Consider the following 12,344-nt stretch of genomic DNA (forward strand, 5'->3'; position numbering starts at 1 on the left):
GGACACCGAACGAAGTAGAGTCCGAGTGGTTTCAGCGGAATCAGGCAGCGTAGGAAAGACAAGAATCCGCTGTCCGAAATTCTTCCGGCCCCTCAAAGATCCTCCGGGACGCGGGCATCATGCGGCTCATCCAGCCGAAACGTTACGGCGGGTTCGAGTCCGATCCCTGCCTCTTCAATGCTGCGATGTACGAGATCGCCCGCTTGTCGAGCTCGGCAGGGTGGGTGACCGGCGTAGTCGGTGTCCATTCGTGGCATCTCGGGCTCTTTCCCGATCAGGCGCAACACGACGTGTGGGGCGAGGATCCGGATATGTGGATCAGTTCGTCCTACAGCCCCGCGGGCACCGCCAGGATTGTGCCGGGCGGTTACGAGCTGACCGGCCGGTGGGGCTTCTCCTCCGGTAGCGACCACTGCGGTTGGGTTTTCGTGGGCGCGATGGTGGCCGACGAGGACGGACGCCGCACCGGACAGCAGGTCCATCTGCTGCTTCCCCGAACGGATTACACGATCGACGATGTCTGGTTCACTGCGGGCTTGGCGGGCACCGGCAGTAACGATATCGTCGTCGACAAAGCGTTCGTGCCCGAGCACCGCGTCCACGATGTCGCGGATCTGTACGGCGGCCGCTATCCCGGCAACGCCGTCAACACCGGGCCCCTGTTCCGTATGCCCTGGTACACGGTATTCATCAACGCGGTTGTGGTGCCGCTGGCCGGGATGTCCAGGCGGGTTGTCGACGAGGCGGCGGGCATCCACCGATCCCGGCTGGCTGTCGACCCGGCCAAGCTACCGCATCCGGCGTCGCTGGCGCGGCTGACCGAAGCAGATTTCGAGGTCGACACCGCCTACCGGATTCTGCAAGCCGACCTGGGTGATGCTTACGCGGCGGCGGTTCGCGGGGACGAGGTGGCGATGCCGATACGGCAGCGCAGCAAGCGTGATCACATCGCTGCCGTGCGACTGGTCGTCTCGGCGGCCGACAAGGCATACCAGGTCGGCGGGCCGCGTTCCATCGCGTCGTCGTGCGCACTGCAGGCGGTCTGGCGTGACGTCCACGCCGGTCAGCACCATGCGATCAACCTGCCGGACAAGGTCGATCACGAGTACGGCGAGTATCTGCTGTCCGGCGCGCTCAACGGCCTCTACTGATTCAAGGAGCTCTTATGCCCATCCTTTCTCTGGGGTACCTGCGTCTGCGCGTCGAGTCCACCGAGTCGTGGCGGACTTTCGCCGGCGATTTCCTGGGCATGATGCGAGTCGACGGCCCGCTGTCCGATGCCCTGCACTACCGGATGGACGATTATCCGCCGCGCCTGGTGATCTCGGAGTCCTCCACGCCGGGGCTGGAGGCCATCGGTCTCGAGGTCCTGAACCGGGCAGATCTACAAGAGTTGGTCGAGCGAGTCGAGGCCGCGGGTGTCGAGGTTCATATGGGCACCCCGGCGGAGTGCGAGTTACGCCAGGTGACGGGGTTCGCGGGATTCGACGATCCCTCCGGAAACCGGATCGAGCTCTTCTACGGCCCCGTTCTCAGCCACCGCCCGGTGGAACTCAACGGCGTCTCCGGTTTCGTCACCGGTGACCAGGGCATGGGACATGTCATCGTGAACGTGCTCGATACCGAAGAAGCGTACGAATTCTACGTGGGAGTCCTGGGATTCGTCGAACGCAACTCGCTGGTGCTGCCCGGCGGGGTCAGCTACTTCCTGGGGTGCAACCCACGGCAGCACACGCTCGGGCTCAGCCCCGCGCAGGGGCCCGCGTTGATGCATTTCATGGTGGAGACCGAGGATATCGACGATGTCGGCAAGGCGCTCGATCGTGCCGTCGATCTCGGGATCCCGATGATGCAGTCGCTCGGCAAGCACACCAATGACCGGATGTTGTCGTTCTACGTCTACTCTCCCGAAGGCCATGCCACCGAAATCGGCTGGGGTGGAGAACGTATCGAAGGCGCCGAGCCCACCTACCGGATCACCGAGGGTGCTGTGTGGGGACACCGATTCACGCCGGCGCCCGACGGTACGAAGGGGCTTCCGCGGTGACCGGCACACTCGACGGCGGCAGACCGGAGACAGCCGCCGCGAGCGAAACACACCGATGGACACCGAGACTGGTCACCGTACTGGTCGTGCTGATCTTGATATCCGAGATCATTCCCGTCTCGTCCGTTCTCGCGGGTACCGCCCTGCCGGCCATCACCGCGGAGTTCGCCACCACCCAGGCCGGGTGGACCATGACGATCGCCTTCCTGACCGCCAGTATCGGGATGCCGCTGGTGGGCAAGCTCGCCGATATGTACGGCAAGAAACGACTGCTCATGATCGTGCTCGCGGTGACGGTCGCCGGGGCGGTGTTGTCGGCGGTGGCGCCGAACTTCCCCGTGTTCCTGATCGGACGTGCATTGCAGGGGGCGATCTTCTCGGTCGCATTCCTGTGCTATTCGCTGGTGCGCGACGTTTTCCCGCCGAGAATCGTTCCGTTCGCGGTCAGCGTCACCATCACCGGCACCGGTATCGTGGTTGTCCTGCAGCCATTCCTCGCGGGCTGGCTGATCGACAATCACGGTGTCACGGGCGCTTTCTGGTTCGTGACGGGGCTCACCGCGGTGCTGGCCGCCGCGGCGTTGCCGGTCATTCCGGAGTCGCCGGTACGCTCCGGTGACTCCCGCCCCGACCTGGTGGGTGCGGTTCTGCTGGGTGGCTCGGTGGCGGCGGTCCTGCTGGCGGTGAGCAAGGCGCCGGAGTGGGGCTGGTCCAGCGCAGCAACGCTGGTGCTGTTACTGCTCGGGTGTGCCATGTTCGCCGCCTGGCTCGTGCAGGCCGGTCGCACCCCTGAGCCACTGATCAACGTCCGACAGCTCCGTCGGCCGGCGCTGCTGTTCACCGTGCTGTCCTCGGGCCTCGTATACGGCGTGGGGACCACCACCAGTTCGATCCTGGCGGTGATGGCGATGACCCCGCGCGAGGCCGGCGGTGACTACGGATTCGGGATGACGGCCAGTGAGTACGCGATCTTCGGGGTGATCAACGGCCTCGGCATCGTCGTGGGCGGATTGATCGTCGGGCTGACCGCCCGTCGAACGGGCGCCAAGCTGCATATGGTCGCCGCGGCGGCGATTATCGGGATCGGTGTCCTGGCAATGGGAGTGGGTCGCGGCGACGAGCTGATCGTGCTGATCGCCACCGGCGTGGTGCACCTCGGTGTGGGTTTGGCAGGCGCCGCCATTCCCAACCTCGTCATCGCGGCCGTGCCGGCCGACTCGCAGGTAGTGAGTTCGAGCATCGCCGAGGTCAGCCGCACTCTCCTGGCCGGCGTCGGAACGACGGTGGTGTTCTTCCTGCTCAACGCCAATGTCCGGGCGTCGGTAGCGGGCGCGCCGATATATGCGGGCGCAGGATTCCTGTGGGCATTCGGCGTGATTGCTGCGTGTGCCCTCGTCGGAGGTATCTGCGCAGCATTCCTTCCCGGCCGGCTGGGTGCGGAAACGACCACGGCCGGAAAGGAGGAACCAGCCGCCGCATAGTGCTCTCGGTATTGCTCGCCTACTGAGCCCCGGCTGCCCGGCGACAGGACTTCTCCGTGCCGGTAGTCCTGTCGTCACGGACCGATCATTGTGGGGCAGCGGCGCGGATCAATCCGCGGTGGCCCCTGCGGGCCGGGCCTCCTCCGTCGCCGCGCCGTCGACTGCGGCCGGCCCGCCGGACAGCGACTGCACGAGCTCGCGAATGGCATCGACGCCGGAACGCAGCTCGTCGAGCTCGCCACGGAGTTCATCGACTGGATCGGTGAGCGGTTCGGCGGCCGGCTCCGGGGCGGGAATTCGTGGGCGCGCGGTGTGCGCCGATACCGGCAGGGGAGCCGGGCCGGATCGTCCGGTACGTGCCGGTGCGAACCCGTCGAGGAACAACGACGTGACGGTGGCAGTGATGGCATCGATATCCGTACTGAGAGTGTCTCGGTGCCACCTGACCGACTGGAACACGCATTCACGTACCATTCGCTGGAACTCGAATGGGTCGATACGCGAATTGAATTCACCGCAGCGAACGCCTTCTTCGGTGACGCCCAGCCATGCCCGATGCGAAGATTCGACCGCCCTCGCGATCTCGGCGTAGTCGGGAAGAGCGCTGAGGTTCTCGTATTCGTTCTGGTAGATCTCGGTGGCGTAGGGGTGCTGGTCGGCGACCTCGAGCGAGACCCGGATCATCAGCGACAACCGGTGGCGGGCTGTTCCGGCCCCGGCCGTGACGGCGTCGTAACGCTGGACCAAGTCCGTCAGGAAACGTATCAGGATCTCGGAGAAGATCGCATCCTTCGAGTTGAAATAGTGGTAAAGCGTCCCTGAGTTCAGGCGAACCGCCTCGGCGATCTCACGGATTGTGGTGGCAGACAGACCGCATTCGGCAAACAAGCGGGCGGATTCTGCCAAGATCATCTGACGCCGACCGGCGGCCATTGTTCCCCTCTCGTTGATCTGTGCACATACTGCTCACCGGAGCCGGCAACGGTCCGGCGTCGGCCTCGGATGCCACCGGACCGACGCTGATCCGGTGGCGGCCGCCGACCGGCTCAGGATCGGCACAAATGTGTTTCCCGTGCGACCTCGGGCCGATGCGGGCCAAGGGCATGAGAAGGGGCCGCATCGGGATTGCCGGTGTACTCGTCCGCATCGAGATCTGCGGTATCGCAGGCCTCGTCGATATCGGCGCCCCGCCCCACTTCGGTCTCGAATATGCGCTGCCACCGGGCGATCTTGCCGGGTGACCAGTCGAGTCCGGTTCGTTCGCGCAGGAGTCTCTCGGTGATCCCCGCAACCGTCGTGAGCCGGGCATTGTGCCGGGCTCGGACCCAGATCAGGATGTCCGCGGGCATCAAGGGGCGCGTTCGTGTGCGGTAATGTTCCCAGGTTGCGTCGAGCGCGTCCGATTCCGCGCAGTCCCTCAGCAGTTCGGTCCAGTAGTATTCGCCGAACCCGTCGGGCGCGGTGTGCTGTTCGACTCCGGCCCGGATGCGCAGGATCTCCCGGCAGGTGTAGACGTCGACAGTTTTTACCCCGGTCATGGCGTAGGCGCATTCGACGCAGCGGTCACGGATTCGATTGCGAGCTCACGTATCGCGCCTTTCGCGATTTTGCCTCCGGACGAGCGAGGCAAACGATCGAGGACCAGCAGATGCTCGGGGAAGAGTTCCTTGGATACGCCACGATCGGCGAGATGCCCGATGAGCTGGGCGAGAGTGAGCTCATGGCCCGGCCGGAGGTCGACGACCGCGCAGACCCGTTCGCCGAATACCGGATCCGGTACCGCGACCACACTGGCCAGATCGACTGCAGGGTGGGTTTCCACCTCCTGCTCGACCTGGGGGGCGGAAATATTCTTGCCGCCGCGGATGATGATGTCCGATGTGCGGCCCACGGGCGTCAGGAAACCGTCTTCGATCGTGACGATGTCACCCATCAGCAGCCAACCGTCCGTGGTGTACAACTGCGTGTCGGCGGCCTCGTCCTCGTAATAACCGGCGCAGGTCAGGGGGCCGCGTCCACCCGGTCGGCCGGGACCGCCACCGGCGGTGACATCGGTTCCCGAGTCGTCGAACAACCGCACGTTCATGTCGGGGATGAGACGCCCCGAGGTGTTCAGCCGGCGGTCGGGGGTGTCCGATACCCGGGTCACGCTGAACGCCCCGCTCTCGTTCGACCCGAAGAACTGGAGGACGGTGGCACCGGTGCGCTTCTCGAACTCCGCCGCCCGGTCCGGTGGGACGGCCTCACCGCCGGTGAACATCACCCGCAGCGAAGACAAGTCGAACCGGTCGGCCGCCGGCGAGTTCAGCAACATCCGGAACTGGGTGCTCACGCAGCACAGCACTGTCACCTTTTCCCGGTCGATCATCCGGATCATGGTTTCCGCATCGAACCTGGGCAGGACAACGGTGGGTGCGCCGAGTATCGCCGGGGCATAGTGCGAGGTCCACAAGCCGAACCCGAACGGTGCCGGAACAGCGCCGAAGAACACCTCGTCGGCACCCAGCTCTCCCGCTTCGATTGCCAGGCGGCTGAACGCGACCCATCGATTGTCGAACTGTGTCACGCATTTCGGGAGGCCGGTCGTGCCGGAGGTCGAGTTGAGCATGGCCAGATCGTTCGGCCCGATACTGCGTGCTGCGACCTCTGCCCGGCTCGCTCGTCCCGGTTCTACCGGGACCGGGACAGCGCCCCGGATATCCACGACCCGGTCCACGCCCCGAGCCGACAGCACGATATCGAAATCGAGCGCCGCGCCGCGGCTGCGCAACTCCTGTACCAGTTCCGCCGACGACCGGCCGCCGAGCGCATCGACACCGACGAGTGCGCGTGCCCCGGTCTTCCCGACGAGGTGCGCGATCTCCTGTGGTCCCGATCGCGCACCGATACCTACCGCGACGACGCCGGCGCGTGCGGCCGCGACCAGGGCCGCGTGGACCAGGAACGAATCCGGTAGGCGGACGGCGACCCGGGCCCCGGGCGGTATTCCCAACGCGACGAGGGCGGCGGCCAGATCATCCGCCACACGGTCGTATGTGCGCCACGACGTGCGCTCGGACGGTTGGATGAACGCGGGCAGGTCGGGTGTCGCGGCGGCCTGTGCCCGGACGATCTCGTGCAGCGGTTCGGTACCCCACCAGCCGGATTCGACGTACTGTCGTGCAGTCGCGGCATCGATCAGGCTCATGTGATTACTCCTCCTGTACGTGGTGGGATGTGTCGCCGTGGCACCTGGGGAATCCCTGCGCGGGGACTCCGGACCCGCCTACGTCTCGCGTGACCACGCCAGGTCCTGGTCGCCCCAGGAGCGCGCCGGGCGTGCGAAGACTTCCTCGAGCATCGGCATGAAGAACTCGAGGGGTTCGGTGTCGTAGTCCGGGTCGAACGACTCCTGATCCCAGGCAGCGCAGAAATGTGCACACGAATCGAAGTACGGTGAGTCCCGATACCGTTCACGACTGTCGGTCGGCATGCCCAGCTTCTCCCCGTAGTGGTAGGTCTGGAAAACGCCGTGGTGCTTGACGATCCATACCGCTTCGTCGTCGAGTACCGGCCGCAGAATCGCGGCGGCGACTTCGCTGTGGTTGTCGGGGCACAGATCGTCACCGATATCGTGCAGAAGGGCGGCCACCACGAGATCGGTCCGGGCGCCTTCTCGATGCGCGCGGGTCGCGGACTGCAAAGAGTGTTCGTAGCGGTCGACGCGGTAGCCGAAGGTGTGGCCCTTCATCGATTCCAGCAGCCGCAGGACCGTATCGAGCCAGTGGTCACGCCGGTGTTGCGTGGCCTCGGACTTGATCAGCTCCATCTCCTGAGCTGTCGCGTCGTCCATCCTGGTGAAATCGACGGTGCGTGTTTCTTCGGGCATGCCAACTCCTTGTGTTCTGTGATATTTCGGCTGTCGAGGCGATTCGTGGTGAGAGGATCACGTCGCGTGCGCTGCGCTCCGGGGCGTGACTGCGGGTTCTTCGGCGAGGGGGATGCCCTTGGTCTCCCGGGTGAAGAAGGCGGCGATTGCGACAGCCGACGCGAGCACGATGACGTACCAGGTGAAGATGTCGGGTGTACCGCGGGACGTCAGCCATGAATTGAGATATGGCGCGGTGCCGCCGAAGATCGCGGCCGCGAGAGAGACGGCGATACCGGTGCCCGCTGCGCGCGATTTGGTCGAGAACAGTTCGGCGAACCAGGCCACCTGGGTACTGGCGGCCAAGGCCTGGACGACGAGCGCGAGCGAGATTGCCAGGGTCAGCGTCGCAGCCGAGGAGTCGAGCATGCCCGACAATGGGAAGGCCAGGATCGCGACCCCGAGTCCCCATCCGATGTTGTTCCATCGGCGCCCGAACCGGTCGGCGAGCAGCGCCGCGAGCGGGAGGGCGGCGATGAAGACGAGGTTGGCGACGACCCCCGCCCACATCGCGAGCTTATCGTTCACGTTATGGAAGCTGATGGCGTATGCCGGGGCGCTCACCGACCAGGTGTAGGAGAAGACCGAGGTGCCGCCGACCAGCATGACGACTCGCAGGATCGAACCACGCTGGGCCCAGATGTCCTGGATCGCCGTGCGTACCGATAACCGTGGGGAAGAAGTCGTGGTGTCGGGCGTGTGCTCGGTGAATGCCGCCGATTCGCGCAGTCCCCGGCGCAGGTAGAGCGCGAAGAAGCCGAGAACACCGCCGATGAGGAACGGTATGCGCCAACCCCAGTCGGCCATGGCGGAGGCGTCGATCCACGTGCGCATGACAGCGCCGAGAAGTGTGGCGAGCACCGTTCCGCCGACGGTGGACATGATGACCGTGCTACCCCACAGTGCGCGGTTGTCCGGGCGCGCTACTTCGGCGATGTAGGTGTATGAACCGCCCTGTTCACCGCCGTGCGCCACGCCTTGTACACATCGCACGAGCAGCAGCCACAGCGAGGCGAACGCACCGATCTGTTCGTAGGTGGGGGCGACCGCGATCAGAACGCTCGAGGCCGCAACGAGCGTCATGGTCAGGACCATGACGAATTTCCGCCCCCGGCGGTCGGCGACCAGGCCGAAGAGCAGGCCGCCGATCGGGCGCATGACGAACCCGACGGCGAAAACGGCCATCGTTGAGAGAAGGTTCGATACGGGGTCGGCCGAGTGGAAGAATTGGTTGGAGAAGTAGACCGCGAAGATCGCGAAGATGGTCCAGTCGAACCACTCCAAGGCGTTGCCCATGTTCACGGCCAGAATCATCCGGGCCTTGGCGCGGACTGTGCCGGGGGTGGCCGAGGACGCTGTTCCGGGGCTCTGCGGAGTGTCGTTGGGGGGTGGTGACGAGGTCATTTCGCGTTCTCCTTGGGGCGACAGCGTCGAGCGGATGGCCAGGTGACGCGCATCGGGACCGGCTGCCGGTGCTGATTCTCTATGGGGCTGGCGTTCAACGGTTTCGGCCCGGGGCGGGGAGTTGGTCACCGTGCGACGCGAGGTGAGGAGAGGGGGCACTCACGTATATGGCGTGAATCACAATGTAGGCCGACTTACCGACGAAGTCAATCAATCGTTTGAGTGGTTTCCCGGGCGTGCTCCGGGCTCCCGTATCGCCGCAGGTCGGCGTATTCGCCCGGCGCTCCGGGGTTGCGGGGGTTGGCTATTCGGCCGTACGGCAGTACTTCCGGTGCGTGGTGGTCGCTGCCGGGTGTCGTCCACCGCGGGAAGTCGCAAAGGGCTTACATCACTATCTTTTGTAAGTTAGAGTTCGAGTCTCGTGTAGCTCTGTGATCCCGATCTCAATGTGTGGAGGCCTCGTGACCATGTACGACGAACCGGCCGTCGCTGGGGGTGAGAGCGATCCTGTGGGCGGGTGGAAGCCGCGAGCCACACCACCGATCGGGGTCGACCTCACGAACGAGCAGGCGCTCGCCTGTGCGTTCCGGACCCTGGCGCACGGCGGATTCAGCGAGAATATGGCCGGTCACATCACCTGGGCGGATCGTGACGACGGCAGTCTTCTCATCAATCCGTGGGGGTTGTGGTGGGAGGAAGTCTCGGCCTCCGACGTATGCCGCGTCGATGCCGGCGGTGTGGTGATCGAGGGTAAATGGGATGTGACACCCGCGTACCACATCCATACCGAGCTGCACCGGCGGCGGCCGGATGCCCGCGTGGTCGTCCACAACCACCCCTACTATGTGACCTTGCTGGCCGCCGTCGGTGTACTACCGATGATCGCCCACCAGACCGGAAGTCTGTACGACGACGACCTGTCCCTGGTCAGCGAATACGATGGCGAGGTCGGCGATGCGGAACTCGGCCGGGATCTCGCCGTGCGCATCGGCGAGTGCAACAACGTGATCCTCGCCAGTCACGGCATCATCACCACCGCCGACACCATCGAACTCGCTGTCTACCGCGCGGCCTCGATCGACCGGTTCTGCCGGCTCGCCTACGACATCCTGTTGCTCGGCAAGGATCCGTTGCCGATCGAGAAGAGCATTCGCGTGGCGATGCAGAAAGCGCTCGTCGAGCGCGCCGCCGGCGTCTACTGGGCCGGTGCGGTACGCAAACTGCTCCGGACCGATCCCGGCGTTCTCCACTGAGCACATCTACCCCACCTCGTCCTGGCTGCGTGTCCGGCGCAGCCGGGTCTTCCGAACCCTGAACTCCAAGGATTTCTACGATGGCCGATCTCGACGAATTGATGCACAACACCGACTTCACCCAGAACGTCAAGGGGAAGGTAACTTTCCTTCCCGAGCCGGAGAAGGCGCACCGGCCCTTCCCGTTCATTTCGGTCGACGACCACATCGTGGAGCCGAAGAACACATTCGAGGGTCGCCTGCCCGCGAAGTTCGCCGACCGGGCACCGCGTGTGATCAATCGGGACGGCGCCGACCTGTGGGTATACGACGGCAAGGAGATCCCGAACGTCGGGTTCAACGCCGTGGTCGGTCGCCCGGTCGATGAGTGGGGGTTCGACCCGCAGCGTTTCGAGGATATGCGTCGTGGTTCCTGGGATATCCACCATCGTGTGCAGGATATGAACCTCTCGGGTGTGTATGCGTCCTTGAACTTCCCGTCGTTCCTCCCGGGTTTCGCGGGTCAGCGCCTACAGCTGAGCACCGACGATCAGGAACTGGCCCTGGCCGCGACGCGCGCATACAACGATTGGCATATCGACGAGTGGGCCGGGCCTTACCCCGATCGCATCATCCCGTGCCAGATCCCGTACTTCCTCGATCCGGAGATCGGCGCACAGGAGATCTACCGCAACGCGGAGCGCGGGTTCAAGGCCGTGACCTTCTCGGAGGGGCCGCACGCCCTGGGTCTGCCGTCCGTGCATTCGGGACACTGGGATCCGATCATGCGTGCCTGTGAGGAGACCGATACCGTGATAAATCTGCACATCGGTTCGTCGAGCACATCGCCGAGTACCTCGGCGGACGCACCCCCGGATGTATCCGGCACGCTGTTTTTCGGCTACGCCATGTTCGCCACGGTGGACTGGCTGTTCTCGAGGATCCCGGTGCGCTTTCCGAACATCAAGATCGTGATGTCGGAGGGTGGAATCGGCTGGGTTCCCGCGCTTCTCGACCGGCTCGACCATATGACCACGTACTCCTCGATGTACGGCACGTGGGACGGTATCGATATTTCGCCGGCGGATGTGCTGAAACGGAACTTCTGGTTCTGTGCGGTGGAGGACCCCAGCACGATGGTGCTGCGCGAACGGATCGGTATCGACCACATCCTGCTCGAAGAGGACTACCCGCACAGCGACAGTCTGTGGCCGCGGACCATGGAGGTCGTCAACGAGTCCATGAAGGGTCTTTCGGCCGAGGAACTGCGCAAGATCACATGGGAGAACGCATCGTTGCTCTACCGGCATCCGGTGCCGCAGAGCGTAATCGACGACCCGAACAGCTTCTGAGAAGAGCGGCCGTACCGGGCCCAGCACTGTGCGCGGGTCCGGTCAGCCGAAGAAGAGGCGATCACGGGCGACCGCCGGATCGAGGGGAACACGGGCGCGCTGCGGGTCGTGCGGATACGTCTGCACATCCCGCAGGTGGCGAGCCGCGATCACCCGCGCCGATGCTGCGTCGCCATCTTCGATGCACTGCAGGATCTGTCCGTGTACCGCCAGCGCCTGCGCCCGCTCGGTGAGTGGAATACTCGTGGGATCGGCTCGTTCGCTGGCCCAATCCGTGACATGACTCGACCACAGGGATTCGAGGGCGCCCGCCAGCACTATCAACGAGCGGTTGCCGCACAGCTGTACGACGGATTCGTGGAACCGCCGCGACAGCGTGGTAGCGGCCACGAGATCGTCGAGCTCGCGCAGTGATTGTTCGTGCAGGGCACGCAGCACGGGCACGACTGTCTCGGCGCGGTCGTCACGTTCGGCGCACAGGGCCGCGCACATCGGTTCGACTTCATGGAGCGCGCGACCCACATCGGTGATATCGGTGTCGGACATCGCCAGCACCATCGAGAGACTGTAGGCCACATTGCCGGGAGTAGGGCGGTGCACCACCGCTCCACCACGGTTGCCGCGACGGACGCGCAGTAGCCCCTCGGCTTCGAGGATCCGCATCGCCTCCCGCAGCGACTGGACGTTGACCGGGTACTGGTCGCGCATTTCGGCTTCCTTCGGCAGGACATCGCCCTCGGCGAGGTCGCCCCGAAGGATCCGTTCCCGGATCTGGTCCGCCACCATCTCGGCCAACCGCCGCCAGCGCAGATTGCCGGGGTCGGGGACCGGGGACTTGCGGTCGTGTCCCGGTGCGGGCACCGCCGTCACATCCTTCCGATCTGGAACGCCAATTCGCATTAAATTACCAAACTTAGTGAA

Annotated in this window: 11 protein-coding genes; 5 read left to right on the forward strand and 6 right to left on the reverse strand. The window is 64.8% G+C overall.

Translation table 11 applies throughout. The features are described from left to right. Positions 1 to 185: 185 nt before the first annotated feature. Genes ACFWPH_RS24770 through ACFWPH_RS24780 form a run of 3 tightly spaced genes read left to right on the forward strand, consistent with a single transcriptional unit; the run spans position 186 to position 3,528 of the window. Entirely contained in the window at positions 186 to 1,151 is a 966-nt protein-coding gene (locus ACFWPH_RS24770) for an acyl-CoA dehydrogenase (protein ID WP_378754500.1), read from the forward strand. A gap of 14 nt (positions 1,152 to 1,165) precedes the next feature. Continuing rightward, positions 1,166 to 2,047, forward strand: a complete 882-nt coding sequence (locus ACFWPH_RS24775) for a VOC family protein (protein ID WP_378754501.1) — start codon at positions 1,166 to 1,168, stop codon at positions 2,045 to 2,047. Beyond that, entirely contained in the window at positions 2,044 to 3,528 is a 1,485-nt protein-coding gene (locus tag ACFWPH_RS24780; protein WP_378754502.1) for an MFS transporter, read from the forward strand. Before ACFWPH_RS24775 ends, ACFWPH_RS24780 begins: the two co-directional genes overlap by 4 nt. Positions 3,529 to 3,636: 108 nt before the next feature. Here the strand turns inward: ACFWPH_RS24780 and ACFWPH_RS24785 are convergent, their stop codons facing one another. The 5 genes from ACFWPH_RS24785 to ACFWPH_RS24805 form a co-directional block, all read right to left on the reverse strand. Further along, positions 3,637 to 4,440, reverse strand: a complete 804-nt coding sequence (locus tag ACFWPH_RS24785) for a TetR/AcrR family transcriptional regulator (protein WP_378754503.1) — start codon at positions 4,438 to 4,440, stop codon at positions 3,637 to 3,639. A 134-nt stretch (positions 4,441 to 4,574) separates the two neighbouring features. Beyond that, positions 4,575 to 5,066 (reverse strand): hypothetical protein, encoded by a 492-nt coding sequence (locus ACFWPH_RS24790; protein ID WP_378754504.1) that lies wholly within the window; start codon positions 5,064 to 5,066, stop codon positions 4,575 to 4,577. After that, entirely contained in the window at positions 5,063 to 6,715 is a 1,653-nt protein-coding gene (locus tag ACFWPH_RS24795) for a class I adenylate-forming enzyme family protein (RefSeq protein ID WP_378754505.1), read from the reverse strand. The genes ACFWPH_RS24790 and ACFWPH_RS24795 overlap by 4 nt, the downstream gene beginning before the upstream one ends. Before the next feature lie 78 nt (positions 6,716 to 6,793). Further along, positions 6,794 to 7,396, reverse strand: coding sequence for an HD domain-containing protein (locus ACFWPH_RS24800; RefSeq protein ID WP_378754506.1), 603 nt, complete (start codon positions 7,394 to 7,396; stop codon positions 6,794 to 6,796). Positions 7,397 to 7,453: 57 nt separating this feature from the next. After that, complete coding sequence (locus ACFWPH_RS24805) at positions 7,454 to 8,839, reverse strand: MFS transporter (RefSeq protein WP_378754507.1); 1,386 nt, start codon at positions 8,837 to 8,839, stop codon at positions 7,454 to 7,456. A gap of 467 nt (positions 8,840 to 9,306) precedes the next feature. Here ACFWPH_RS24805 and ACFWPH_RS24810 point away from each other — a divergent pair, with 467 nt between their 5' ends. Together ACFWPH_RS24810 and ACFWPH_RS24815 are read left to right on the forward strand one after the other, a co-directional pair. Further along, positions 9,307 to 10,092 carry a class II aldolase/adducin family protein gene (locus ACFWPH_RS24810; protein ID WP_378754794.1) on the forward strand — a complete coding sequence of 262 codons (786 nt, stop codon included), beginning with the start codon at positions 9,307 to 9,309 and terminating at the stop codon, positions 10,090 to 10,092. An 80-nt stretch (positions 10,093 to 10,172) separates the two neighbouring features. Continuing rightward, positions 10,173 to 11,423, forward strand: coding sequence for an amidohydrolase family protein (locus ACFWPH_RS24815; protein ID WP_378754508.1), 1,251 nt, complete (start codon positions 10,173 to 10,175; stop codon positions 11,421 to 11,423). Between the two features lie 42 nt (positions 11,424 to 11,465). On the opposite strand, the gene ACFWPH_RS24820 is transcribed toward ACFWPH_RS24815, so the two are convergent. Then, positions 11,466 to 12,284 (reverse strand): FadR/GntR family transcriptional regulator, encoded by an 819-nt coding sequence (locus ACFWPH_RS24820; protein WP_378754509.1) that lies wholly within the window; start codon positions 12,282 to 12,284, stop codon positions 11,466 to 11,468. Positions 12,285 to 12,344: the final 60 nt, after the last annotated feature.

The organism is Nocardia sp. NPDC058499 (genome assembly GCF_042719915.1).
GTDB lineage: Bacteria > Actinomycetota > Actinomycetes > Mycobacteriales > Mycobacteriaceae > Nocardia.

Bases quoted from the DNA above. Each gene is read 5' to 3' on its own strand.
- ACFWPH_RS24785 (WP_378754503.1), bottom strand. From the start codon at position 4,440: ATGATCTTGGCAGAATCCGCCCGCTTGTTTGCCGAATGCGGTCTGTCT.
- ACFWPH_RS24775 (WP_378754501.1), top strand. From the start codon at position 1,166: ATGCCCATCCTTTCTCTGGGGTACCTGCGTCTGCGCGTCGAGTCCACC.
- ACFWPH_RS24795 (WP_378754505.1), bottom strand. From the start codon at position 6,715: ATGAGCCTGATCGATGCCGCGACTGCACGACAGTACGTCGAATCCGGC.
- ACFWPH_RS24810 (WP_378754794.1), top strand. From the start codon at position 9,307: ATGTACGACGAACCGGCCGTCGCTGGGGGTGAGAGCGATCCTGTGGGC.
- ACFWPH_RS24815 (WP_378754508.1), top strand. From the start codon at position 10,173: ATGGCCGATCTCGACGAATTGATGCACAACACCGACTTCACCCAGAAC.
- ACFWPH_RS24805 (WP_378754507.1), bottom strand. From the start codon at position 8,839: ATGACCTCGTCACCACCCCCCAACGACACTCCGCAGAGCCCCGGAACA.
- ACFWPH_RS24800 (WP_378754506.1), bottom strand. From the start codon at position 7,396: ATGCCCGAAGAAACACGCACCGTCGATTTCACCAGGATGGACGACGCG.
- ACFWPH_RS24790 (WP_378754504.1), bottom strand. From the start codon at position 5,066: ATGACCGGGGTAAAAACTGTCGACGTCTACACCTGCCGGGAGATCCTG.
- ACFWPH_RS24770 (WP_378754500.1), top strand. From the start codon at position 186: ATGTACGAGATCGCCCGCTTGTCGAGCTCGGCAGGGTGGGTGACCGGC.